The organism is Gluconobacter cerevisiae, from assembly GCF_015244675.1.
Lineage (GTDB): Bacteria > Pseudomonadota > Alphaproteobacteria > Acetobacterales > Acetobacteraceae > Gluconobacter > Gluconobacter cerevisiae.
In genome coordinates this window covers 35,113-58,970 of record NZ_JABCQO010000005.1, presented here as the reverse complement: position 1 = coordinate 58,970, position 23,858 = coordinate 35,113, and the positions used below count along the sequence as shown (strand labels likewise).

The window sequence follows — 23,858 nt, the reverse complement described above, 5'->3', positions numbered from 1 at the left end:
GCCGTTCTGGCAGTTCCATCATAGCCGTGCTAGACCCGCCCGCATAGCCGAACGCCATATGAAGATTGCCTCCCCAGTGCGCATAGCCTTGATCCATAATGCCCGTAGCCGGAAAAACCGCCGGAACGGTTCCAGTTTTGCTGTCGAGGCCCAGGCCCTTCTGGGGAAGGATTTCGTTCCCTCCGACAGTCGGGAAGGGACCACTGCTCATGTTCGCCAGCTCTACGAACGAGGTATCGACACCATCATCATTGATGGCGGAGACGGAACGGTCAGTACGGCCCTGACTGCGATCGCGCGCGCCTATCCCGCAGACCGTCTGCCTGATATTGTGGTTCTGGCGTCGGGTAATACGAACCTGATTGCCAGTGACGTTGGGTTTGGCCTGCGGGGTATGGAAGCCATCCGTCGCCTGAAGGCAGGCGCCCTGCGCTCCAGCATCCGCACACCGATCCGCCTGTCCTGGCCCGGAACCGACCGCATGCCTGTACTTGGGCTTTTCGGGGGATGTGCCGGATTTGCACGGGCCGTTCGCATCGCCCATTCGCCAACGGTCCTGCGTTTTGCGCCGCATGATCTGGCCGTAGGGATCACCCTTCTCACTACGTTCGTCAGCCTCATGTTCCGCAAAAGCCGCGAAGCGTGGCTCCGGGGAGATCCGCTCCGGATCGAAACGGGCGGGCATGTTTATGACGGGCAGAGCTTCATGTTTCTTGCAACGGGGCTGTCATGTCTGTCACGTGGGATCTGGCCGTTCTGGGACGCTGAACCCAATGTTGAGGGTCTTCGCTACCTTGATGTCAGCGCGCAGCCCGAAAATCTCCTGCGAGCCACATGGGCACTCCTGTGTGGTCGTGCGCCGCGCTGGTTGCGTCGTCATCCCGATTACGTCAGTGGCCGTACGGATGACATGACTCTGGTGACGGAAAGCGACTTTGTTCTCGACGGAGAGGTTTTCAGCGCTGCGCCGGACGGTGTGCTGAGACTGGAGCGTGCGCCCAGCTTCCGGTTCCTCCATGCCTGATGCGCTCGAAAGGCGGCTGATTGGCGAACTGACCACTCCTCTCGACCCCGGTATCAGCGCTTTCGCCGATGCTTTGGCCCAAGCCTGCCCTGTCCTGCCGCTTGGTGTGCTGTTTTACGGCTCGTTGCTACGTAAGTCCGATCCGGACGGCATTCTTGACTTCTATATCGTCACCGAAAATGCCGCAGGCTTTTCAGGTGGACTGATTGCCCGGACCGGAAATCTCGTGTTGCCGCCCAATGTTCGGTATTCGGAATTCCGGTATCAGGACCGCGTTCTGCGCGCAAAAATTGCAGTGCTCTCCCGTGAGCAGTTCGCCGCACGCACCAGTCTTGGCGCTTTGGACACGACGATCTGGGCGCGTTTCTGCCAGCCGGTCCGGCTGGTCTGGGTGCGCGGGCCCGAGAGTGCGGACAGTCTTCTTACCTTGATTGCAGGATGTGTGACGACGGCTTCGTGTTGGGCTGCACTTCTGGGTGCACCTTCCATGACCGCACAGGAGTTTTGGAAAACCCTGTTTGCTCATACTTATGCGTCCGAACTGCGGGTCGAGAAAAAGGGTCGGGGTAATAGTATTCTGGAAGGGCAGGAAGCGCGTTATGCAGCTTTGCTGCCGCTGGGATGGGCACGGGGGCGCCTTCAGTTCTCGACGAATGGCGACACGCTGGAACCCGTTATCAGTACAGCGCTACGTCAAAAAGCAATGCGTCGATGGGAATTGGTGCAGGCATCTGGTCGGCCGCGCAATGTGGCCAGACTGTTGAAAGCCGCTTTCACCTTTGAAAACGGTGCGTCCTATCTGGCGTGGAAAATACAGCGTCATACCGGCTTCGACATGCAGCTATCGCCTTTTGAGAGTCGACATCCGCTCGTGATGCTGCCGTCTCTCATATGGCGGGCGCGGCATCTTCTGTTTCGTTCCCGGCCCTGAAGCTTTTTACCGTAGCCCAATAATCAGTTCTTCAGGCATGTTTCCCGGGAGGCTTGCGCCAGCGGGAAGACGATAATGGTTTCCTGAAACCTCAAGCGGAATGATCTGACATGGCGTCTGTGTTCGATCGGAAGGGCAGCTTTGGATAAAGGCGTGCACGTTCCAGGATGGGTCAATTTCGCTCACCGGGGCAGGAAGGGGAGACTGTCTGGTTGCGGCGACGGCGACGGTAAAAATCTGATGACCCCGGACAGGATGCCCCTCCTGATGGCGGGCAGGGAGCTGCCAGCCATTAATGCTGTCAACGAGCGCGCGTCCCATAAATATCGCTGGCTTGGGTGGCAAAGGGGAGGAACAGTTTTTCAGAATGCCCTTATCTGTCACATCGCAGGCGAAAGAATTCGCTTCCAGCATTGAGACGTCCGGATTGTCGAGGGCAAGGCGGACTTCTTTGTGAACGTTTTTCTCTTCGACCGGCTGTCCGCCTACAACGGCTGGATCATATCTCAGGTGAGAAATGTTACTCAGCGAGCTTCGGATCTGCTGTGGGGTCATCGTACCAAACGCCCTGACGTTCCTGACCGTTCCATCCGGTTGGACGTCAAAGGTCAGTTCCATGACACCTACCTGGTTCGCTTCCACCATTTCCATGGGATATGTCGGAGAAATTTCCTGGTTCAGGCGCGCTGGGTGATCTGGCGGAGTGGCCGCCAGAAGCGGACAGTTTGTAAGAAAAAGAACAGGAAGAGCCAGAAGCAGCCGTTTCACACAGGGTCTCCGTGATGGTGAACTGTTCTAGCTTCCCTTAAACGTTACAGATTGTAAATGCGATTACAGTCCGAAATATCTCGCAACTTCCGCAAAGACCGTAACAGCATGATCGATTTCTTCGGGCGAATGGGCGGCCATAACCGAGCAACGTAGCAGAGGACGATTGTCAGGCGTTGCGGGCGGAAGGGAAAGATTTACATAAACCCCGTTTTCCAGAAGCGCGTTCCAGAACGCGACAGCCTGATCCACGGTTTCAAGCGTGACAGCAACGACAGGCGAAACATGCTCGCCCGTTTTGAGACCAGCCTTCTGGAGTCCGGAATGCAGGCGCGCCGCGTTGTCCCGAAGCTTGGTACGCAGTTCAGGATGTTCCTGCATGTCCTCGAGCGCGGCCATAGTAGCGGCAATGATCTCGGGGGGAAGGGACGCCGTGAACATGTAAGGCCGCGAGCACAGACGCATCAGGTCCACGCCGTCATGGTCCGTGACGCAGTAGCCGCCCACGGTGCCAAGCGACTTGGAGAAGGTGCCGACCACGAAATCGATCCCGTCTTCGCAGCCCTGAACTTCCGCAACACCGCGGCCATGCGCGCCCATGACACCGAACGAATGAGCTTCGTCAGCCATCAGATAGGCGCCGTGGCGCGTCTTGATGTCCACGAATTTGTCCAGAGGGGCGACATTGCCCGTCATGGAATAGATGCCCTCGGCGACAATCAGCTTAGCGCCCGGATGGTCCTTGAGGCGCGCCAGACGTTTTTCCAGATCGACCGGATCGTTGTGGCGGAAACGGATGACCTGCGCGCCGGACAGTTTGGCACCGTCATAGATGCTGGCATGGCTGTCCGCATCAAGCAGAAGAACATCGTCTTTGTTTACGAGTGCCGAGATCGTACCCAGGTTGGCTTGATACCCGGTAGAAAACACCATGCAATGCTTGCGCCGGAAGAATTCAGCCAGACGGGCTTCCAGCTTGCGATGCAGGCCGAAAGTACCATTGGCGATACGCGAACCCGTCGTGCCGACGCCCATCGTTTCTGCTGTTTCCACAGCGGCTTCGATGGCTTTTTTCGACTGGCTGAGACCAAGATAGTTATTGGTCCCGAACAGAAGCGTTTCGCGGCCTTCAATAATGCCGACGCTGGCGGAAACCGGGCGTTCAATCACAACTTCGAACGGATTGCGCGGGGACGTCGCCGTCAGGCCGTCATAAGATGCGCGCAGTCCTGCATGTTTGGCAAAAATATCGATCACGCCTGAGCGGCCTTCAGCGTCAGCAGGCAGGCGGCCAGATCGTTGATGGTCCGGATATCAGCCAGTTTGTCGAGAGGTACGGAAACGTCGAGCTCATCTTCGATTTCCATGACGAAATTCATGACGGCCAGGCTGTCAAAAGCAAGGTCTTCGACAATCTTGCTGTTGCCATCGATGTCCCGGGGAACTTTCGGGTTGGCAAGCAGTTTTTCAATGATCATTGCGGAAATGTCGGTGATGCTGTCAGTCATGGACTTCAACTCTCGATGTCTGTGCAAGCTGGAATATAGGCAATCTTGGGCAAGCCTTATGCTCCAAACCCGCCCCGTTCGCCAGCCCTCTCTCTTGATCAAGAGGTCTAGCGAGCAGGGGCTTGGGTTCAGGCAGCCGAAGACGTGGCTTCGGGCTGCTGTTCAAATTGCCCGGAGAGCAGCATGGTCTTGGCTCTGGCGCGGGTCAGCTTGCCGGAGGATGTCTGGGGCAATGTGCGAGGCGGGACGAGAATGACATCAACGTCCACCCCGTGCTGGCGACGGAACAGACTCGTAACTTCGTCACGAAGCTGGTTGCGGCTTGCATCTTCACTTGCGCGGCACTGGACGAGGGCTACGATTTTTTCGCCCTCTTCTCCATCTATCGAAAACACGGCCACGTCACGTGAACGCAGGGTCGGGATCTCGCTCTCGGCTGACCATTCCAGATCCTGCGGCCAGATGTTGCGGCCATTGATGATGATCAGGTCCTTGGCACGTCCGGTAACAACAATCTGACCGTTGAGATGATAACCAAGATCGCCTGTGTTCAGCCAGCCATCGGCGTCGAGGACTTCTCCGGTCTCTTCAGGTCGACGGAAATAACCGCACATCAGACTCGGACCGCGCACATAGACAGTTCCGACCTGCCGATCTGCCAGATCACGACCGGACGCATCCCGGACTTCGATCTGGTGATCGGGAAGTGCGGCACCACACAGCACGAAGGTGCGAAGTGGGTGAGACGGATCATTGGAAGGTTTGGCAACGCCATCTTTTTCGAGGCGACGCAGATCGATCGTGTCCGTCTGAATGCCGGTATCGAGGGGGGCAAAGCTGATGGCGAGGGTGGCTTCCGCCATGCCGTAGCTTGCGACGAAAGCGCTGGCCCGGAACCCGTTGGATGCGAAACGCTCGGCAAACCCTTCGAGGATATGATGACGGATCATATCGCCACCAATCCCTGCGATCCGCCAGCACGACAGGTCCAGATCGGCCTGACCGCTACGACGGGAGCAGAGTTCGTAACCGAAAGACGGGCTGTAGGCGATCGTCCCGCGATTGCGCGAAATCAGGTCCAGCCAGACATGGGGACGGCGCGCGAATTCGCGGGTCGGCAGCAGGTCAACGGAAAGCTGGCAGGTCAGGGGCGTCAGGAAGAAACCGACAAGGCCCATATCGTGATAGAGCGGCAGCCACGACACGCAGCGGTCATCGCGCGGGTCTTCGGCCGGATGGACGTGCAGACCGTCGCGGGCGATGGCACGGGCGTTGGCCATGCCAGCCGCCTGGGTGACCGAAACGCCCATCGGAAAGCGGGTGCTGCCCGAGGAAAACTGGAGATAGGACAGGGCGGTCGGAGAGATTTCCGGCAGGTCGACGCGGGCTTCGGCATGGCGGTTGAGATCAGCAGGAGAGCCGCCGAACACCAGATCCAGACCTTCGACGATATCGCCGGTCCAGCTTCCGATCACGTCGGGGACCACGACGGCACGGGCCGCAGCGCTTTGGATCATGCCACGCAGTGTCGCCACATAGCCGTCCTTGCCGCCGAATGCGACAGGGAGGGGAAGTGGTGCCGGAACGAGGCCGGCATACTGGCAGCCGAAGAAAATACGAGCGAAATCGCCATCGCTTTCCGCAACGATTGCAACACGGTCACCGGGCGTGAGGCCAAGACCCAGCAGACGGCAAGCCATGGAACGAGCCTGCTCGCGCAATAGACGGTAGGGGAGGGCTTCGAGAAGCTGCCCACGACCGGAATAGATGTTGAATCCGCTCTCACCCTGCGCCGCGTAGTCGAGTGCGGCTGCAAAGCTGGGGAAATCTCCGTAACGTCGTTCCACGCCGGATCGGCTTGGTGTCGGAACGGGATTGGCGGTTGGGTTCTGGTTGGCCTCGGTCAAACCTGGACTAGCTCCGTTTGGGTTGCCTGACATCAGGCTGCCCTTTTCAGAAAATCGACGATTGCGTCCGCCGCAGCGGGAGCAGTGGGTTCATCACCCAGTGTTTCGAATGTCTCTAATACATATTGGCGTTGAGCCTCAAGAAAACGAGGATGCGTTTCGAAGGCATTCTCGATTTTGTCGCCCAGATTCAACATATTTTCCGTCACTGGCCCCAGCGTCCAGAATTGATAATCTGGATCTCCATGCCATTTCACATGGTGGGCGTTAAGGAAGAGACAAGGGCGGGGACGGATCATGAATTCCGCCACCTGACTGCTGACATCTCCCAGATAAAGGTCCGCCCCCATTGTATAGGTCATGTCGATGCTCCGGTGGCTTCCGGGGTCGATCAGCATGTGTGGGAGATGCCCGTATTGACGTTGTAATGCCTCTCCTTCTTCGCGACGATTGTCGAAAAGACGAAAATGAGGCGCAAAAACAAGGTTGTAGCGGTCCTGTCCGGCAAAGAATTTCAGGATCTGGTGTCCCATTCCAGGCCACGAAGACAGGCTGCGTACGAAATGTGGATTATACAGGATCGTCGGCCGGTTGTTATTAAAAAGCTTCGGCCGCTTTGCATCCATGCGCCGCACGAGATCAAACTTGGCGTACGTGCCGCGATGATAGGCATCAGGACGGATGATGCCTTTTTCCAGCATGCGCTGTTCTACCTTGCGCCCGGGAACCAGCAGAAAGTCGAATTTTCCGAGGTGGCTGGCAAATCCGATGGCCCGATCTCCCGCACCATGTCCTGTCCAGATCATTTTCGGACGCCTCACGCCCATCCGGCGGAGTTGCAGGGATGTTGCTTCCGGTACGATGATGGCGTTGAAGCCCCGAAAATAGTGTCGGGAGGAAAACAGGCCTATCAGTCGATCCACCACTCTCAGGCCGTGCTTTTCGATGCGGCGACGGAGCTTCGGAGAGATGGGCAGCAGATCGAACTGGACGCGGGCTTCCGGATAAAGGGTCGCGAGGGAGCGGGCCAGTTCCAGATGGCTGACGGTCAGACATGAGACGTGGACTGCCACGTCCGGATGGCGGGCAGAAATCTCCAGCGCGACGGGCAGGGCGTGAAGGGTCTGATGACGCTGACCGATGAGGGGAAAAGCCACCTTCATGCTGCAAGACCATCGGGGCTGCGGGCCGCGCGGATCACGAGAACAAGCTGGGTCATGATCAGAAGAGTGACGCCGCAGAACGTGGCCGGCCCCACACCACTCAGTCCGTACTGGCGCACCATCATCACAAGCGCCGGGAGAAAGAACAGGCATTCCAGAATACGCGCGCCGATTGCTGCACCCGAGCGGTTTGTCGTGAATAAAAGCGGCTCTAACGGCAGGCCCCACACGGTCACGACTTCGGCAGCGAGCAGCCACAACGTGACGGGCAGGGCCTCCGTCGCGCCTGTATGTCCGATGTACAACTGAAGAAGCGGGCGCCCAGCAAACAGTGTCAGAAGGAGCAGAGCCGTCCCGATTCCTCCGGCCATCAGGGCGATCTGTCCTGTCATGCGGTACAGGCGGTTCATGGCCTGATCTCGCCACAGCCGCGCCATTTCCGGATAGACGGTCGTCTGGATCAGGGTAGCAGGTTTGGCGATTCCTGCGGCAATCTGGCTTGCAATTCGGTAATAGCCCGCGCTGGTCGGACCGACGAATGCGCCGACCACGAGCGTGCCGATATGACCGAAAGCAAGGGCCAGCGTGGAGTTGAGGTTCGTATTCAGCGCAAACCGCCAGATCCCCGGATAGGCGCGGAAAAACTGTCCGTTCAGAAGCTCTGGGATGATGCTGCGCATTTCCTGAAACAGCCCGCGGATCAGGTCGCGGCGATACATTTCCCGTGCTGCCATGAAGAAGATCGTACCCCAGGCTGCGGCTTCGGCGGCAATCCAGACGCTGGCGAGTGCTGTCACAGAAGCCCACCCCAAAGCCATCGAGGCGGTTCCGATCACCCGGACGATGGTTGCGACGGTCCCCTGTACGGCCAGCAGGTCGTAGCGGTCGAACACCCGCAGCAGGCCGGTCGCGGTTGCGGACGCCATGAAAAGGATGGAGACGCAGTAAACGACGCCGATGATATGGATCTGGGGAGGCCAGCCCAGAAAATTCATGGCCAGAAGACTGATGAGGACGCCGCCACCGAAGCCCAGCAATCCGCCCGAAATGTCCAGAAGAAGGCTGAAGGACACGATTTTCTGGAAACTGCGACGATCCCCCTGCGTTAGGGGTTTCAGGCCGTAGTGTAGAACAGTCTGCCAGGACTGGAAGTCAACGATATCTCCCATCGTCCGTGCGAAGGCATACATCATCGCAACGAGCCCGAAGCCGTAGCTTCCCAGCAGGTGGGTCGCCAGCCAGATGTGAAGAAGGCTCAGCGGAGCATTCACGGCACGTCCTCCCAGAAGGACACCCAGATTGCTCATGACGCGCTGGATACCGCCGGGTCTCGCTGCCTGGGAAGACGATGAGTCGTCTGACATCAATGTATGGAAACTTTCGTGACAGGCTTGTCGTTAACGTCAGTGCGGAACAGAAATAGGCGTTTCCCCGAAAATCTGAACTCACTTTTTGTGACGGAAAATTGCGTTCATATACGGACCAGAGCGTCTTGTTGCGCAGAATGTCCGATCTGAAAAGAGGGCGACGACCGTTGCGTCGTTTGGCGAGAGTGCCATAAAGGAGCATTGCATCCTTGCGGACGGCTCCATGCACATATTCTCTCAGGACGACGCATCCGCCAGAGCGGGCGCGTGGCTTACCGTCAATCTGAAGGCCATTGCTGATAATTATGATCTCGTCGCCGGCCTGGGTGCGGGCGCTGAGTGCGCGGCGGTGGTCAAGGCGGATGCTTATGGATTGGGGGCGGCGCAGGTAGCACGGACTCTGGCCGGGCGAGGTGTTGGAACGTTCTTTGTGGCGCATCTCGATGAAGGCATGACGTTACGGGAAACCCTGCCTCATGCACGGATTTTCGTGCTGCATGGCTTCATGCCGGACTGTGAGAGCAGGATGCAGGCGCATGGTCTTACGCCCGTTCTGAACAGCCTTGATCAGGTGCGGAGTTGGAAGCAGTTGTGTGAGCAGGCGGGACAGGCTTTCCCGGCGGCGCTTCAGTTCGATAGCGGGATGTCGCGTTTTGGTCTGGGCGTTGAGGATCTGGCGGAACGAAGCCTTTTCGAAGGACTGAATCTGCAACTCGTGATGAGCCATCTGGCCTGTGCAGATGTGCCTGACAGCCCCGCAAACGAGATGCAGCGACAGCGTTTCGTGACGATGGCGTCGGCTTTTCCCGGCGTTCCACGGTCTCTGGCGGCGTCATCTGGGATTTTTCTTGGGCCGGACTATCATTTTGAACTGATCCGGCCGGGCGCGGCCCTTTATGGGATTGCGCCGTCTGAAGGGCATCGTGTTCTTGCGCCTGTTGTCTCGCTTGATGCACGGATTGCCCAAATCCGGACGATCCAGCCAGGAGACCGTGTGGGGTATGGCCTAAGCTGGATAGCTTCGAAACCAACGCGCATTGGCACGCTTGGTCTCGGATATGCAGACGGCTTCTTCCGCGCTCAGGCGGGGCAGGCAAGCGTCTGGCATGGTCAAACGCGACTTCCGGTCATCGGACGCGTCTCGATGGACAGCATTTCCGTCGATCTGAGCGAGGCGCCTGCGGACCTGAAAGCAGGGGATGTCCTCTCGGTTCTCGGGCCGCAGCAGGATGTGGATGCGCTGGCACGGTCCGCAGGGACGATCGGATATGAAGTCCTGACCGCGCTGGGGAGCCGCTTTCATCGGGTTTATGTGCCTGAGGGCTGACCCGAATCAGACTGATTTGCGGATCGAAATGGACACTGTTCGGCCCAGCGGGTCCAGAAAAGCAGGTTCATAGCCCGCCGGTGTCACGCCGAGGCCGTTGCGGGCGCGGATGCGGCTGTTGAACAGGTTGCTGACCGACACCATAACCCGGAAATTCTTCGCCCAGTTATGTTTTTGCCAGCGGGGAATCTCCCCCAGATCGGCAAAAGCCGTTGTGTCCACTGTGGCGAGATCGCTGAAGAACAGGCTGCTGGCATGGGAACTGGCGAGCGTAGATGCCGCGGACTGCCACTTGGTCACGAGGCGGAAGCCGAACCCGTTTTTGAAAACGCCGCCCTGAAGCTCGACTTCATGTCGCGGTTGGCCGCCTGTTCCGCCGATGGTTCCGCCGTTGAGCAGGTCGATAGGGGGGAGACCTGAGCGAAGCTGTACGGTGTCCTTGAGGCGCCAGACCTGCGTCAGAACAATGTAATACCGTCCTCCCGCAGCATGTTTCCCGCCTTTTCCTTCCGGCTTTTTTCCAAGCGGTCTGGAGAATGAGAATGTTGCGTTCCACTCGTTGCGCTTCTCCATCAGCGCATTGACGGGGCGGATATCGACGACATCGAGAATGCCGTCCGAATTGCGCTGATAACGGTCCGGAAAAGCGTCTTCGATGGCTGCGGTTGCGGTCGGCAGGCTCATCACCGGGTTGTGGTTGCGGTCCCGGACGTAGTTCACATGCAGACGGGCGCCGTCGAGAAAGCTCGGGGAAATGATCGTCCCGATGCTGATTTCGTGGCGGTCTGCGGCTTGAAGGTTGCGGTTCCCACCTGAAATCGTCGTCACCTGTACTGAACGTCCGGTGACGTAATCATAGGTTGTGACGTTGGGTGTTTCGATCCGGGGAGCAATGAGGTCCGTGGCGCCGGGGGCCTCGGTGCGGTCGGTGACGGAAAACGGGAACTGGACCCACGGTGCAGGCTCCCACGTCACGCCGCCGCCGATCGTTCCCAATGTTCCGAAATGGGACACCTGACTGATGGCGCCGTTGATGTTCGCATCAAGCTTGCCCAGAAATGACAGGACATGCTTGCGCGCATTGGCGATGGGAATATCACCGTCGATTTGAAGGGTGCCGACATCCCGGCTGATATGGGTGCGTTGCAGCTTGCCCTGACTGAGCGAGGTGGCGTTCTGTTCCGTCAGGGTGCCGGTTGGCGCGATGCTGGTGGAGACGTCTCCCGCAGGCAGGGAGAAGAGCGAACCGGAGAGCAGCCCGCTGATCTCGCCACTCGTGCCCGTGGTGTGGCCGCGATTGACCAGACGGTTGTTCAGCCAGTTTCGGTCCACTTCGGAAAATGGATCGAAACTTGCCAAGCCGCTGGTCAGAGCTGTCTGGGCGTCGCGCAGGTCAAGGCCGGTCTGACTGTTAGTGGACGTGGTGGAGCGGTCGAAACTCCCTGTGCTGTTCCACTTCCAGTCTCCGACATCGCCGTTGAAGTTCAGCCCGGCATGAACGGTGTCTGTATGCGACGTGTGTTGCAGGGCGGGAACGGAGGCGTAGTTCCGGTAGAGCAGCGTATCTTGGGAAAACGGCGAGTAAGGACTGTCGGCGGGAAGGGTGAGAATGCCGCGTGCCGGTCCCTGAAGGCTTTCGGAATTGCTGTGGGTGTAACTGGCATTGAACGACACCGAAACGGTCTTGAAGATCTGGTCGGCATAGACGCCGTTCAACCTCAGTTCGTGTGTTCTGGGCTGCAGACTGTAATCGGAGGCGTTTGAACTGACATGCGGCGCATTGGCATAGGCCGTGAAATCCTGAAGCGTCGGGGCCTGTCCTGCTGCCAGTGACGGCACACCTGCGGATGTGACGCTCTGCCCGACAAGCGCCTCCAGAACCGGATCAAGGCTGCCACCGTTGACGGACGTGACATTGCCCGCGTTGGAATACAGGCTGCTTGCGGAGGGGGGCGTCACGCCGCGGTCAATGTCAAGCAGACGGGCCTGCGCCTCATAACGCGCGCTCAGATTGATCCGCCGTTCGCCCGAGAGTTTCGTGAAGCTGGCGCCCAGAACACCATCGTCTCCGCCGCCATCGGTGGACGTGCTGCCATAAGCGCGCAGTCGCACGGCACGGAAATTCTTCACGGTAATGATGTTCACCACGCGCTCGTCAGCGGGATAGCCGTAGCGCAGGGCTTCTTCTTCGGTGAAAATCTCGATCCGGGCAATGGCTTCGAAGGGCAGGTCGTTGACCTCTTGCATGCCCGAAATACGCTTGCCGTTCAGCAGAACAACCGGCGTGTTCCCGGTGGCGCCCCGGCCTGAACGGGTTTCGGGGGCAATGGCCGTGAGAAGATCTGCTGCGGTATCGACGCCATAGGAGCGGATCTCATCAGACTGGATCTGCATGATCGCTTTGGCGTCCCCCAGAACGGCCCCGGCGGGTTTATGGCCTTTGACGACGATTTTCTCGCCGCCCTTTACGGAGGTGGTGGAGGTTGTAACGCTTGTGCCGTTTTTCTGAGCTGCTGGCAGAGCCGTAACGGAAGTTTTCGACGTCTGTGCAGTTGCAGATGTCGCCACCAGAAAACCGCCGAGGCCACAGACCAGCCCGAGCGTCGGGTAGAGCAGGGGGCGGCTCACGGATGGAAGGGGGCCGGTTTTCAGGTCACGATCTGCCATGCGTTTTTCTGCATCCTTCTGCATTCCGTGAGGGCCTGAACGTCCATATTGGATGCAGATTGTCACGAATCTGTAAGGATTTCGCGACACGGAAGGCCGTTTAACGCCGATTTTGGCGGATTTGCTTTCAGATGTCGAGCAGAAACGCCCGTTCAGCCCACGACCATGTTCCGGTTTCGTATCATATTGCGACGTGTTTCTTCGTCCAGAATGTCACGGATCTGTCGCGTTAGTTCGGTCGCGTCGGTGTATTTTCGGCCATAGGTCAGATTGAATGTATGGTCGAAATCATCCGGGTTGAGGCCAGCATTATGCTGACTGATGGTTTCGATCTTGTCGAACGCCTTTGCCAGGCGCGCTTCGGGGGAGGCAGCGTTTTCATACTCGTCCCACAGCGCCAGAAATTCCTCCTGCAGATCGTCAGGCAGGGGGGTCATAATTGTCAGCAGGTCTTCGCGCTCCTGGGCTGCCTTGTTGGCGGAGGCGTGGGCCGAGATTGCGGGGACGTCGCCATGAATGGCTTCACCCAGATCATGAAGAATGCAGATTTTGAGGAGCTTCAGAAGGTCAATGCCTTCAAGCTGGTCGGCGAAAGTCATGACAAGAAGGCAGAGCGCCCAGGTATGTTCCGCCGTGCTTTCGGTCTGCCCACCGTGGGTATAGGTCCGTCTGAGGATATCCTTCAGCCGGGAGGCTTCCCGGAGAAAATCGAGGCGCTTTTCAAGATCGCCTTTCGTCATGAAGCAAAATCCAGTCTGTGGTGAACGCCTTATCCGACAAGCGCGTACAGGATTGCATACCCCACAAAGCAGGCAACGGCCAGCAGCACGAGCAGGATGAGAAAGCCGGGACCCTGCTGAAGAGATCTGAAGATTTTGACCATCAATCCAGCCATGAGACATCTCTCCTTAACAAGGCATGCAACCTCAGAAGGGCAGCAGAGCGCTTCCGGTTTATGCAGGAGCATAGCATTTTAATGAATTGTTCTGTTTGAATTTCTTCGTGCGTCACTATTGCGCTTGCCGACGCAATTCCCGGTTTGACGTTGCCTTCGGCCTGTCGCTGAATACGGTACACTTCTCTGTCACAGCCTTTAATCCGGAAACTCGCTCTCTGATGAATATGTCGCCTATTTCTTCTGGTCCCGTTGCAGGAGGTATTTCGGAATCAGACCCGCAGACCGGCTGGTTCCCGGTCGCGCTCAGGCTTGCAGGCGCGCGGGTTCTGCTCGTAGGTGGCGGAGAAATCGCCGTGAACAAGGGGCGGCTTTTGCTCGATCATGGTGCGCGGATTGATGTTGTGGCTGAGAGCCTCGATCCGGTTGTACAGGGCTGGGTTGAGGACGGCAGGGTGCGTCATGTGGCCGGACGGGCGGATGAAGCGGCCCTGAGGGAGCATCTTCCGGGTTGTCGACTGGTCTATGCCGCGACCGACAATCGGGACGTCAACCGGCAGGTGGCAGCTTTGGCCGATGCGCTGAATATACCCGTCTGCGCGGTGGATGATCCGCAGCCGTCGAGCTTCATCACGCCGGCGCAGGTCCGTCGGGGTGCCGTGCGTGTGGCTGTTTCAACGGGCGGGGCGGCTCCTGTTCTGGCCCGTCGTTTGCGTGAGCAGATCGAAGCACTTTTGCCTGAAGGAACGGGGCGGCTGGCGGCCTATATGCAGTCTCGCAGGGCGCAGGTCTCGGGGCGCTATCCGCAGGTTCAGGACCGCAAGCGTATCTGGGAGGATTTTCTCGACGGTCCGGGGGCAGAAGAGGCACGAAACGGCGACGATATTCGCGCGGATGTGCGACTGAACGCGCTTCTGGACGCAGAGCGTAAACCGGGCGAGGTCTGGCTGGTTGGAGCAGGGCCGGGCGATCCGGATTTGCTGACCCTCAAGGCATTGCGTTTGATGCAGAATGCGGATTCCGTCCTCTACGACAATCTTCTGTCTCCAGCGCTGCTCGACATGGTCCGTCGGGACGCCGAACTCGTGTTTGTTGGCAAGCAGCGGGATCGGCATGCCCTACCGCAGGACGACATTAACCGTGAGATGATCCGTCGCGCGCAGGCAGGCGAGCGCGTCCTGCGCCTCAAAGGCGGCGACCCGTTCATTTTCGGACGAGGTGGAGAGGAAATCGAGGCGCTGGTCGAGGCTGGGGTCGCGTTTCGGCTGGTTCCGGGCATTTCTGCGGCAAATGGGTGTGCGGCCTATGCTGGCATTCCTCTGACACATCGGGATTGTGCGCAGGCCTGCCTGTTCGTAACAGGACATGCGAAGGCGGACGGTGTTCTGGATCTGCCGTGGGAAGACATGGCGGACCGTCGACAGACGGTCGTGATTTATATGGGAATTTCGACTCTGACGCAGCTTGCCCGCGGCTTGGTGGCCAAAGGGTTGCCCGCAGACTGGCCTGTGGCGATCGTGGAGCGCGGGACGCAGCCGTCCCAGCGCGTACTGACCGGGACGCTGAGCACGATCGCCCTTCAGGCCGCAGAGGCGCAGGTGAAATCGCCCGCGCTGGTGATCGTGGGGCAAGTGGTGCGGCACCGGGTGGTCTCCCCCTGATCTGCATGAGGAGAAGGCACACGTTTTCAGCCATGCTTTGAACGCATATCCCTCTTCATGTCTGCGCGGGTTGTCCGCGGCTAGGGCAGCCTGTGAAACTCCTGTCCTTTCAGTCACATCGCGTTCCACACACCGAGGCTCCATGACCACACTTGCGTCCATTATCGTCTCGATCGCAGAGGAAATGCGGACGGCTTCCGAAAGGGGGGGCGTTGCCAATTACATTCCTCCGCTCGCACGGGTGGACCTGAACCGTTTCGGAATGGCGGTCGTAGGGATGGACGGAGAGACGCACACGGTCGGCGATGCGGCAGTTCCGTTTTCGGTGCAGAGCGTCTCCAAGGTGTTCAGCCTCAGCATGGCATTTAATGCGATGGGGGAGGAGCTTTGGGGGCGTGTGCGTCAGGAACCGTCGGGCAGCGCGTTCAATTCCATCATCCAGCTTGAGAACGAGCACGGTATTCCCCGCAATCCGTTCATCAATGCGGGCGCCATCGTGATTGCCGACATTCTGGTGTCCCGCTACGGCCGTGAAAATGCCCGGACGCGCCTGCTGGATTTTTTGCGCCCGCTGGTGGACGATCCGGCCTCGATCGACATCGATACGGATGTTGCGCGGCAGGAACGCGAGACCGGCTTTCGCAACATGGCGCTTGCGAACTACATGCGGACCTTCGGCAATATCCGCAACGTGGTTGAAGACACGCTGGATTTCTACTTCCATCAATGCGCACTCACTATGAGCTGCCAGCAGCTTGCGCAGGTTGGAACCTATCTCATGACGGGTGGACTGAACCCGCTGACCGGCGAACGCGTCATGTCAGAGCGTAATGCCCAGACGATCCTCGCGCTGATGATGATGTGCGGCCATTATGACGGCTCAGGAGCGTTTGCCATTCGTGTAGGTCTGCCCGGAAAATCCGGCGTCGGAGGCGGAATACTCGCCATTGCGCCCGGTGTGGCGTCCATTGCGGTGTGGTCACCGGGGTTGAACGCGCAGGGCAATTCTCTTTTGGGAACGCGCGCACTGGAGCGACTTGTGCAGTATACGGGTTGGTCGGTGTTTCGGGCCAGTCCGTGGGTCGCCAACCCGACCTGACGCTCAGCCCGCCAGAGTGTCGTAAAGCAGTTTGAAATTCAGTAGCAGGATCAGCCCTGCCACGCCCCATGACAGGACGCGGATAGGCATGGAAATCACAAATTCGCCCATCTTGAGGCGGTCCGAGACGAACATGACCAGCGGAATGACGGCAAAGGGCAGTTGTAGCGACAGGATGACCTGACTGGCCATCAGCAGATCACTTACGCCCCGATTGCCATAGATCAGCGTGACGATCGCTACGGGAATGATCGCCAGCCCGCGTGTCAGAAGCCGTCGTGCCCAGTGCGGGATGCGGAGGTGTAGAAAGCCCTCCATGATGATCTGCCCGGCCAACGTGCCGGTGATCGTGGAGTTCGTGCCCGCCGCCAGAAGTGCTAGTGCAAACAATGTGGAGGCGATGCCCAGTCCCAGGATCGGGGAGAGCAGCCTGTAGGCATCCTGAATTTCCGCCACATCCTGATGCCCGGAATTATGGAACGCCGCTGCGGCCACGATCAGGATGGCCGCATTGATGAACAGCGCCAGCGTCAGGGCGATTGTACTATCCCATGTCGTCCAGCGGATGGCGTCTCGCCGCCCGGCGGGGGTGCGTTCATAGGCGCGGGTCTGGACGATTGAGGAATGCAGATACAGGTTATGCGGCATGACCGTGGCACCAATGATGCCGATGGCGATGTAGAGCATCCCCGGCGTCGTCACGATTTTCGGGTCGGGGAGAAGGCCAGCCAGAACGCTGTGGATGGGGGGCGCTGCCGCGACGAGCTGAATCCCGAAGCACAGGGCGATGATCCCTAATAGCGCGATGACGAACGCCTCCAAATACCGGAAGCCCCGGTTCATCAGCATCAGCACGATCAGCGCGTCCAGAATGGACAGCAGAGCACCGGCGAGAAGAGGCAGGCCGAACAGAAGCTGAAGAGCCACAGCCGTGCCGATGACTTCCGCCAGATCGCAGGCAATGATGGCCAGTTCACAGGCCAGCCACAGAACGATGTTCACGCGCGGGGAAAAATGGTTCCGGCAGGCCTGAGCGAGATCCTGTCCCGTCGCAATCCCGAGGCGGGCGGAGAGTGCCTGAAGCAGGATTGCCATGAGGTTCGACAGCATGATGACGCACAGCAGCGTATAGCCATACCGCGCGCCGCCCTGAAGGTCGGTGGCCCAGTTTCCGGGGTCCATGTAGCCGACGGAGACCATGAATCCCGGCCCGACGAACGCCATAAAGCGGCTGAACCACGAGGCTTCCGCACCCGGAACGCGGATGCTGGAGAACACATCGGGAAGGCTCGGGCGCATGGCCGGGGATGGCGTACGGGGTGTGTTTGCGTCTGGCATTGGGGATGTATTCAATCCCATCTGCAATTTATATTCAATATGCTATATTGATGAGCATCATGAAAAATATGGAATATATGGAAATCGTGATCGCCCGGACTGGCACGGCGGTCGGGAATGTTTTATTCCGCCGTGAATAATGTTTTCTGGTAAAGGTACAGGACGGGAATGGAACGGAAAAAGCGCCTGAAGGACACCGCGCCCAAGGAAACGCTGCCTGATGTCGAAACCCATTCCGAAGGCTTCCGGGCCAATCGCGAGGCGCGGCGCAATGTGCTGGTGGAAGACTATGTCGAGCTGATTTCGGATCTGTTGTCGGAAGGGCAGGAGGCCCGGCAGGTCGATATCGCCGGGCGTCTGGGTGTGTCACAGCCGACGGTGGCGAAAATGCTTGCCCGTCTCGCGACGGAGGGTTACGTCACGCAGAAGCCCTACAGGGGGGTTTTCCTGACGCCCGCCGGACAGGAAATGGCAGACAAGGCGCGGCACCGGCATCGGATTGTGGAAGCGTTTCTGCTGGCGCTCGGCGTGAGCGAGGAAAATGCCCGCGTCGATTCCGAAGGCGTAGAGCATTATGTGGGAAGCGAAACCCTGATGCTGTTTGAAAAGGCGATCCGGGGCAACCTGAAACAGTTCATGCAGGGCTTACTGGACGCCTGATATTCCGTGTCTGAAATCTGCGCTCAGGTGCAGATTTCGAGATTGACGTCTTCCTGTGCCAGAGCCTTTGCGATGGATGGCTTGAGATGGGAATCTGTCAGGACGTGATCGAATTCCGACAGGGACGCCAGACGGTGTAGGCCACCTTTGCGGAACTTCGTGCTGTCCACCAGCAGCACGCACTGGTCCGCCATATCCATCATGATCCGCTTGACCTTGACCACATCCTGATCGTTCTGAAACGCGGTGGCGTTATGGATGATGGAGGTCGAGAGGAACATCATGTTAGCGCGCAGCGACTGCGCAGCCTGTTCGCAGACCAGCCCGAAAAACGCGTTGCGCGGCGGATTATAGTCGCCGCCAAGGCAGATCAGTTTCAGGTTCGGGTAGGGCGACAGAGCCTGAATTACACCGACTGCGTTGGTGATGATCGTGAGGGGCGCGAGAGCGGGCAGAAGCGGTAGCATGGCCGCGACCGTCGTGGAGTCATCAAGAACCAGAACTTGCTCTGGCTGGATCAGCGAGACAGCGCGCTGGATGATCGCGTCTTTGAGATCCGTCGCGCGCGACCGGCGGAAATTGACCGTTTTCTGGGTCGTAACCTTGTTGCGCAGAACAATGCTGCCATGCAGCTTGTCGATCAGACCCTGCTGCACGAGGGCATGAGAGTCGCGGTGGATCGTCATGCGACTGACCCCGAAACGCTCTGCCAGACCTTCGATGGTGGCGCTACCGGCTTCGAGGAGAACGTCGAGGATCTGTTTCTGCCGGGCCGAATTATCCCGCCGTTTCGAACTCTGCGGCGAGGCGGTGGTGATCACGGAGCCCGAACCATCAGTCATGTGTCAAATCGATTCCTGAGCGTGAAAGCAAACAGACAAGTGTAAAATCACACAGAGTATATCAGAGTCGCATGGACGTGTAACGTCCGTTGAGCGAAATCCGGTGCCAAAAAGGTGACTATTACGCTTTTGCCGTGATCTTCAGAACATGTGCAGTCTCTTTCCGGAGTGCCGCGCAGGCTTGGGCGTCTTTTATCAGGTCAATTCCGTAGGCCGGAAACACCTGACGTAGGCGGGGCAGCCAGTCAGCCTCTGTCAGTCGTTCGGGGAAGACTTTCTGGACGACCTGAAGAGCTACGGACGCAGCAATCGACGCTCCAGGCGATGCACCGAGGACGGCCATGAGGGAGCGGTCGGCGCTTTTTACAAGCTCGGTGCCAAAACGCAGTGTCCCGTGCAGCCCCTTATCCGGCCGGATGATCTGCACGCGCTGCCCGGCCACGACTTTCGTCCAGTCCTCGGGTCTGGCTGTTGGGTAAAAGTCCTGAAGGGCTTTGAAGCGGTCCTCGTTTGTCTGGATTACCTGACGCACGAGATAGTCCAGCAATCCGAGATTGTCTTTCCCGGCGGTCAGGGCGGGAATGATATTTTTGGGCGTCAGGGAGCGGAAATAATCCGTCCAAGAACCGCTTTTGAGGAATTTCGTGGAGAAACCCGCATAAGGTCCGAACAGCAGGCAGGATTTGCCGTCAATGACACGCGTATCGAGATGCGGGACTGACATGGGGGGAGAGCCGACAGGGGCTTTGCCATAAACCTTAGCGTGGTGTTGGTTTGTAATGGCCGGGTCCATGCAGCGCAGCCACAGTCCGCTGACAGGGAAGCCGGCATAATGTGCTGCTTCGGGAATGCCGGATGCCTGAAGCAGTGGCAGTGCGTTGCCTCCTGCGCCGATGAAGACGAAGCGCGTCAGAACCGTGATCGTATGGCCGCTTTCGGTATCGGTAGCCGTCACGCGCCAGCGACCGTCCGTTGTGCGCGTCAGGCCGGTGACACGATGATTATAGTGGATGGCGATGTTACGGTCTGACTTGAGAGAGTCCGTCAGAGCGTGAGTGAGGGCACCGAAATTGACGTCCGTGCCTTCTTTGATGCGCGTGGCTGCAACGGGTTGGGACGTATCGCGCCCCGCCATCGCAAGGGGGGCCCATTGCGCGATGACGGCCGGATCGGACGTGTATTCCATATCCGCAAAGCAGTGATGGGCGACCATCGCCTCGTAACGGGCCTTGAGAAAAGCGACGTTCCCAGCTCCCCAGACCAGACTGATATGGGGGCAGGGCTGCACGAAAGCTGCCGGATCGGCAATGCGGCCTTCGCGAACCCAGTGCGCCCAGAGCTGCCTTGAGAGATCGAACTCCGTGTTGATTGCCAGCGCCTTGGAAATGTCGATGCTTCCATCCGCGCGCTGTGGCGTATAATTCAGTTCACAGTTCCCGGCATGTCCGGTCCCGGCATTGTTCCAGGCATAGGAACTTTCCTGTCCGCAATCCGGCAGCGTCTCGAACATCATCATCGACAGCGACGGATCGAGCTCACGCAGCAGGGCCGCGAGTGTGGAACTCATGATCCCCGCACCGATCAGGACGACATCGGGGCAGAGGCTGGAAACTGACGGCATGAGGCTGAAAATCCGGCAAGAGCTGCAAAGAAAAGAGGGCGAAAGATTCCCGAAAGTTCAGCCCGTGTAAACTGGGCCTGCGGGGATGAGTTTGCCGGGATTGAGGATATGATGTGGGTCCATTGTGTTTTTCAGTGCCCGCATCACGCTCAGACTTCCAGCACCATGCTCGGTTTCCAGAAATTCCAGCTTGCCCATGCCAACGCCATGCTCGCCGCTGCATGAACCGTTCAACGACAGGGCACGGGCAACGATCTTCCGGTCCAGATCGAGGGCGCGATCATGCCCTTCGGGTGTGTCGTCCGTAATGATGAGCGTATGAAAATTGCCGTCCCCCACATGGCCCAGAAGCGGTGCGCGCAGGCCGGACGCTTCGATGTCGCGATGCACGCCTTCGATCAGCTCGCCCAGACGCGAAATAGGCACGATACAGTCCGTGGAAATGACCCGCGCGCCCGGAACAATCGCTTTTGCCGCCCAGTAGGCGTCATGCCGCGCTTTCCACAGACGGGTACGGTCTTCCGCACTCTCTGCCCACGCAAAACCCAGCCCGTTATTACCCGACGCAATGGCTTCCGTCGTCTCGACCTGTTCGCGCACGGCTGCGGGTGAGCCGGTGAATTCGAAAAACAGCGTGGTCAGCGGTGCGTATTCCGTGAGGCCGGAATATGCGATGGAGGCTGCCATCTGCACGCTGTCCATCAGTTCCACGCGGGTAATGGGAATGCCGCACTGAATGATTTCCATACTCGTTCGGATTGCGTCATGCAGGCTCTCGAACTGGCAAATGGCCGCGGATACGGTCTCGGGGCGGCCATGCAGACAGAGCTGGACTTCCGTGATGATCCCCAGCGTCCCTTCCGAGCCGACGAACAGGGACGTCAGATCATAACCGGTGGAAGACTTGCGGACGCGTCCTCCCGTACGGATGATTTCGCCAGTCGCGAGCACCACCGTCAGGCCGAGTACGTTTTCTTTCATCGTGCCGTAACGCACGGCGGCCGTGCCGGAGGCGCGGGTGGCGCACATGCCGCCGATCGTCGCTTCGCCACCCGGATCGACCGGAAAGAACAGGCCGGTGTCACGGATTTCCACATTCAGCGTCTGGCGCGTGATCCCTGCCTGAACCCGGCAGTCCAGATCCTCGGCGTTCAGTTCCACGATGTCGGTCATGCGTGACAGGTCGAGGCTGATGGCCTGTTCAGGCGGGACGACATGCCCTTCGACCGAAGTGCCGGCTCCAAACGCTACGACCGGAACCCGCCATTCGTGACAGTGTCGAAGAACGGTTGCCACATCTTCTGTGCTATGCGCGAACACGACGGCTTCGGGCAGACGGGAGGCGTTCATGGCCTCGCCGTGGCTGTGTTCTTCGCGAACGGAGGCGGCCGTGCTGATCTGCTCTCCCATGACGGGCTGAAGGGCCTTGAGAACGGCCTGCAAGCGGTCCTGAGCAGAAATGGAAGAAGCGGTCATGACTGGGTCCGGCATGAAGAAAGGGCGCTCTTCATAGGCCGGATTGCAGACTTGGGAAATATCTTCGGATCAATATGGGGATATGGAATGAAACAATCTGTCGAAAAATGGGTTTTCATGGCAAGATCAGGCAGGGTTCCTGCGGGGCCTATTCGAAGAAAATATTGCTCGCCCGGCTGACGAAAATATATGTCCGTTCGTCACCCTTGGTGTTGACGATGATCCCCTGTTCCAGATCTGCCCCGACTTTCATGGCTGATCCGATCACCAGAATTTTCTTGTTCAACACCATTTTGCGGAAATCGCCACCAAACCGGATATCGGCATTATAGGCGACGGCCGATGTGATCTGTACGGCGACATTGGCCCGGTCCAGATAAGTGTCCTCGGAATTGAGAAAGACCATCTTGTTGAACACGTTCACGCTCTTCACAGTCATGACGAACGTGCCGGGGACGACAGTCCGGTTCGTGGTCTCCAGCAGGGTGTCCGCGGGTGTCAGTCTCTTCTCGAGGACCACATCTCCCGAGCAGGCTGCCTGTGCGACAAGCGAGGTGAATAGGGCTATCGAAAGTAAGGTTTTGCGGAAGGTCATCTGAATATTGCTGCCGGATGTGGAAATGCCGAGCCAAATCTATGAGAGAATATTCCAGGTGTCGTGCGAAATTTATGTGTCGTGTTGAAGAAAAGCCGCGTTCAGGTTGTAAAGACGACTGTGCGGCTACCGTTGATAATGGTCCGGCGTTCGATGTGATATCGGACGGCACGTGCCAGAACACGGCGTTCGATATCGCGTCCTTTGCGGATCAGGTCATCGGGCGTGTGAGCATGGGAAATACGCTCCACATCCTGTTCGATGATCGGGCCTTCATCCAGATCTCGCGTGACGTAATGGGCCGTCGCGCCGATCAGTTTCACGCCGCGGGCAAAAGCCTGATGGTAGGGCCGCGCCCCCTTGAAGCCGGGCAGGAAGGAATGGTGGATGTTGATGCAGCGACCGGACAGGCTGGCGGCCATTTCGTTTGACAGAACCTGCATGTAACGCGCGAGAATGACCAGTTCGGCACCGCTCGATGCCAGCAGATCCAGCACACGCGCTTCCTGTGCGGGCTTTGTTTCTTTCGTGACGGGGACGTGATGGAACGGAATGCCGTAGAAATCCAGATCCGCAAAAACGTCGCGCGGATGGTTCGACACGATGCCGACCGGCTCGATCGGCAGTTCTCCGATGCGCCAGCGATACAGCAGATCGACCAGACAGTGATCGAAGCGTGAGACCATCAGCAGGACCTTCGGCTTTACGCTCCGGTCATGCAGGGCCCAGTCCATGCTGAAGATGTTTCCCAGAACGGCCAGTGCCTCCCGGAGTTGTTGCATGCTGGTCCGGCCTTGTGCGACTTCGAAAACGATCCGCATGAAAAAGACCGTGCTGTCCCGGTCATCGAACTGCTGAGCTTCCGTGATGTTGGCGTCCAGTTCCGCAAGTTTCCCGCTGATGGCCGCCACAATACCGGGGCGGTTGGGGCAGGAAAGCGTCAAAACATAGGTCGTCTGCGCAACTGAAGAGGCCGTCATGGAAGGTCTTTTCCCGTCTTTAATTAAAA

General features: G+C 58.5%; 21 protein-coding genes. 6 read left to right on the top strand and 15 right to left on the bottom strand.

Annotation, left to right across the window (positions count from 1 at the left end; genetic code table 11):
- Nucleotides 1-58: 58 nt before the first annotated feature.
- Complete coding sequence (locus HKD21_RS07630; RefSeq protein ID WP_228121160.1) at nt 59-1,024, top strand: diacylglycerol/lipid kinase family protein; 966 nt, start codon at nt 59-61, stop codon at nt 1,022-1,024.
- Complete coding sequence (locus HKD21_RS07625) at nt 1,017-1,955, top strand: hypothetical protein (RefSeq protein ID WP_194255236.1); 939 nt, start codon at nt 1,017-1,019, stop codon at nt 1,953-1,955. The genes HKD21_RS07630 and HKD21_RS07625 overlap by 8 nt, the downstream gene beginning before the upstream one ends.
- A gap of 6 nt (nt 1,956-1,961) precedes the next feature.
- On the opposite strand, the gene HKD21_RS07620 is transcribed toward HKD21_RS07625, so the two are convergent.
- The 6 genes from HKD21_RS07620 to HKD21_RS07595 all read right to left on the bottom strand — a co-directional run bounded on the left by HKD21_RS07620 (nt 1,962) and on the right by HKD21_RS07595 (nt 8,665).
- Nucleotides 1,962-2,723, bottom strand: coding sequence for an energy transducer TonB (locus HKD21_RS07620; RefSeq protein ID WP_194255112.1), 762 nt, complete (start codon nt 2,721-2,723; stop codon nt 1,962-1,964).
- Nucleotides 2,724-2,786: 63 nt separating this feature from the next.
- Nucleotides 2,787-3,980 carry a serine palmitoyltransferase gene (gene spt, locus HKD21_RS07615; RefSeq protein WP_194255110.1) on the bottom strand — a complete coding sequence of 398 codons (1,194 nt, stop codon included), beginning with the start codon at nt 3,978-3,980 and terminating at the stop codon, nt 2,787-2,789.
- Entirely contained in the window at nt 3,977-4,231 is a 255-nt protein-coding gene (locus tag HKD21_RS07610) for an acyl carrier protein (protein WP_099285040.1), read from the bottom strand. Before HKD21_RS07610 ends, spt begins: the two co-directional genes overlap by 4 nt.
- 128 nt (nt 4,232-4,359) lie before the next feature.
- Nucleotides 4,360-6,171, bottom strand: a complete 1,812-nt coding sequence (locus tag HKD21_RS07605) for a fatty acyl-AMP ligase (protein WP_194255108.1) — start codon at nt 6,169-6,171, stop codon at nt 4,360-4,362.
- Complete coding sequence (locus HKD21_RS07600; protein WP_194255106.1) at nt 6,171-7,301, bottom strand: sensor domain-containing protein; 1,131 nt, start codon at nt 7,299-7,301, stop codon at nt 6,171-6,173. The genes HKD21_RS07605 and HKD21_RS07600 overlap by 1 nt, the downstream gene beginning before the upstream one ends.
- A complete protein-coding gene (locus HKD21_RS07595) occupies nt 7,298-8,665 on the bottom strand; it encodes a lipopolysaccharide biosynthesis protein (RefSeq protein WP_194255104.1) in 1,368 nt (455 codons plus the stop codon). Before HKD21_RS07595 ends, HKD21_RS07600 begins: the two co-directional genes overlap by 4 nt.
- A 226-nt stretch (nt 8,666-8,891) precedes the next feature.
- On the opposite strand from HKD21_RS07595, the gene alr reads away from it, so the two are divergent.
- Nucleotides 8,892-9,995: an alanine racemase gene (gene alr / locus HKD21_RS07590; RefSeq protein ID WP_194255102.1), complete on the top strand. Its 1,104-nt coding sequence runs from the start codon at nt 8,892-8,894 to the stop codon at nt 9,993-9,995.
- Nucleotides 9,996-10,001: 6 nt separating this feature from the next.
- Here alr and HKD21_RS07585 read toward each other — a convergent pair whose 3' ends face one another.
- The 3 genes from HKD21_RS07585 to HKD21_RS14470 form a co-directional block, all read right to left on the bottom strand.
- Nucleotides 10,002-12,662 carry a TonB-dependent receptor gene (locus HKD21_RS07585; protein WP_194255100.1) on the bottom strand — a complete coding sequence of 887 codons (2,661 nt, stop codon included), beginning with the start codon at nt 12,660-12,662 and terminating at the stop codon, nt 10,002-10,004.
- 152 nt (nt 12,663-12,814) lie between these two features.
- Complete coding sequence (locus tag HKD21_RS07580) at nt 12,815-13,402, bottom strand: HD domain-containing protein (protein ID WP_194255098.1); 588 nt, start codon at nt 13,400-13,402, stop codon at nt 12,815-12,817.
- 29 nt (nt 13,403-13,431) lie between these two features.
- A complete protein-coding gene (locus HKD21_RS14470) occupies nt 13,432-13,557 on the bottom strand; it encodes a hypothetical protein (protein WP_265588979.1) in 126 nt (41 codons plus the stop codon).
- Between the two features lie 221 nt (nt 13,558-13,778).
- Between HKD21_RS14470 and cysG the strand changes: the two genes are divergently transcribed.
- Nucleotides 13,779-15,218, top strand: a complete 1,440-nt coding sequence (cysG, locus tag HKD21_RS07575; RefSeq protein WP_407646547.1) for a siroheme synthase CysG — start codon at nt 13,779-13,781, stop codon at nt 15,216-15,218.
- 142 nt (nt 15,219-15,360) lie between these two features.
- Nucleotides 15,361-16,317, top strand: coding sequence for a glutaminase (locus HKD21_RS07570; RefSeq protein WP_194255096.1), 957 nt, complete (start codon nt 15,361-15,363; stop codon nt 16,315-16,317).
- 3 nt (nt 16,318-16,320) lie between these two features.
- Here HKD21_RS07570 and HKD21_RS07565 read toward each other — a convergent pair whose 3' ends face one another.
- Nucleotides 16,321-17,655 carry an Nramp family divalent metal transporter gene (locus HKD21_RS07565; protein ID WP_228121158.1) on the bottom strand — a complete coding sequence of 445 codons (1,335 nt, stop codon included), beginning with the start codon at nt 17,653-17,655 and terminating at the stop codon, nt 16,321-16,323.
- A gap of 168 nt (nt 17,656-17,823) precedes the next feature.
- Between HKD21_RS07565 and mntR the strand changes: the two genes are divergently transcribed.
- Complete coding sequence (mntR, locus tag HKD21_RS07560; protein ID WP_194255091.1) at nt 17,824-18,315, top strand: manganese-binding transcriptional regulator MntR; 492 nt, start codon at nt 17,824-17,826, stop codon at nt 18,313-18,315.
- Nucleotides 18,316-18,338: 23 nt separating this feature from the next.
- On the opposite strand, the gene HKD21_RS07555 is transcribed toward mntR, so the two are convergent.
- The 5 genes from HKD21_RS07555 to purU all read right to left on the bottom strand — a co-directional run bounded on the left by HKD21_RS07555 (nt 18,339) and on the right by purU (nt 23,829).
- Complete coding sequence (locus HKD21_RS07555; RefSeq protein WP_194255089.1) at nt 18,339-19,157, bottom strand: DeoR/GlpR family DNA-binding transcription regulator; 819 nt, start codon at nt 19,155-19,157, stop codon at nt 18,339-18,341.
- Nucleotides 19,158-19,278: 121 nt separating this feature from the next.
- The gene (gene mqo / locus HKD21_RS07550; RefSeq protein WP_194255087.1) at nt 19,279-20,778 is read right to left on the bottom strand and encodes a malate dehydrogenase (quinone); all 1,500 of its coding nucleotides are present in this window, start codon (nt 20,776-20,778) and stop codon (nt 19,279-19,281) included.
- A 57-nt stretch (nt 20,779-20,835) separates the two neighbouring features.
- Nucleotides 20,836-22,254: an FAD-binding oxidoreductase gene (locus HKD21_RS07545; protein WP_194255085.1), complete on the bottom strand. Its 1,419-nt coding sequence runs from the start codon at nt 22,252-22,254 to the stop codon at nt 20,836-20,838.
- Between the two features lie 148 nt (nt 22,255-22,402).
- Complete coding sequence (locus HKD21_RS07540; RefSeq protein ID WP_194255083.1) at nt 22,403-22,849, bottom strand: hypothetical protein; 447 nt, start codon at nt 22,847-22,849, stop codon at nt 22,403-22,405.
- 101 nt (nt 22,850-22,950) lie between these two features.
- Nucleotides 22,951-23,829, bottom strand: a complete 879-nt coding sequence (gene purU / locus HKD21_RS07535; protein WP_194255082.1) for a formyltetrahydrofolate deformylase — start codon at nt 23,827-23,829, stop codon at nt 22,951-22,953.
- Nucleotides 23,830-23,858: the final 29 nt, after the last annotated feature.

Coding starts and splice junctions, on each gene's coding strand:
- cysG (WP_407646547.1), top strand. CDS start 13,779: ATGAATATGTCGCCTATTTCTTCTGGTCCCGTTGCAGGAGGTATTTCG.
- HKD21_RS07610 (WP_099285040.1), bottom strand. CDS start 4,231: ATGACTGACAGCATCACCGACATTTCCGCAATGATCATTGAAAAACTG.
- HKD21_RS07600 (WP_194255106.1), bottom strand. CDS start 7,301: ATGAAGGTGGCTTTTCCCCTCATCGGTCAGCGTCATCAGACCCTTCAC.
- HKD21_RS07595 (WP_194255104.1), bottom strand. CDS start 8,665: ATGTCAGACGACTCATCGTCTTCCCAGGCAGCGAGACCCGGCGGTATC.
- HKD21_RS14470 (WP_265588979.1), bottom strand. CDS start 13,557: ATGGCTGGATTGATGGTCAAAATCTTCAGATCTCTTCAGCAGGGTCCC.
- purU (WP_194255082.1), bottom strand. CDS start 23,829: ATGACGGCCTCTTCAGTTGCGCAGACGACCTATGTTTTGACGCTTTCC.
- mntR (WP_194255091.1), top strand. CDS start 17,824: ATGGAACGGAAAAAGCGCCTGAAGGACACCGCGCCCAAGGAAACGCTG.
- HKD21_RS07605 (WP_194255108.1), bottom strand. CDS start 6,171: ATGTCAGGCAACCCAAACGGAGCTAGTCCAGGTTTGACCGAGGCCAAC.
- HKD21_RS07585 (WP_194255100.1), bottom strand. CDS start 12,662: ATGGCAGATCGTGACCTGAAAACCGGCCCCCTTCCATCCGTGAGCCGC.
- alr (WP_194255102.1), top strand. CDS start 8,892: ATGCACATATTCTCTCAGGACGACGCATCCGCCAGAGCGGGCGCGTGG.
- HKD21_RS07625 (WP_194255236.1), top strand. CDS start 1,017: ATGCCTGATGCGCTCGAAAGGCGGCTGATTGGCGAACTGACCACTCCT.
- HKD21_RS07580 (WP_194255098.1), bottom strand. CDS start 13,402: ATGACGAAAGGCGATCTTGAAAAGCGCCTCGATTTTCTCCGGGAAGCC.
- HKD21_RS07630 (WP_228121160.1), top strand. CDS start 59: ATGAAGATTGCCTCCCCAGTGCGCATAGCCTTGATCCATAATGCCCGT.
- HKD21_RS07555 (WP_194255089.1), bottom strand. CDS start 19,157: ATGACTGATGGTTCGGGCTCCGTGATCACCACCGCCTCGCCGCAGAGT.
- HKD21_RS07540 (WP_194255083.1), bottom strand. CDS start 22,849: ATGACCTTCCGCAAAACCTTACTTTCGATAGCCCTATTCACCTCGCTT.
- HKD21_RS07545 (WP_194255085.1), bottom strand. CDS start 22,254: ATGACCGCTTCTTCCATTTCTGCTCAGGACCGCTTGCAGGCCGTTCTC.
- HKD21_RS07565 (WP_228121158.1), bottom strand. CDS start 17,655: ATGCCAGACGCAAACACACCCCGTACGCCATCCCCGGCCATGCGCCCG.
- HKD21_RS07570 (WP_194255096.1), top strand. CDS start 15,361: ATGACCACACTTGCGTCCATTATCGTCTCGATCGCAGAGGAAATGCGG.
- mqo (WP_194255087.1), bottom strand. CDS start 20,778: ATGCCGTCAGTTTCCAGCCTCTGCCCCGATGTCGTCCTGATCGGTGCG.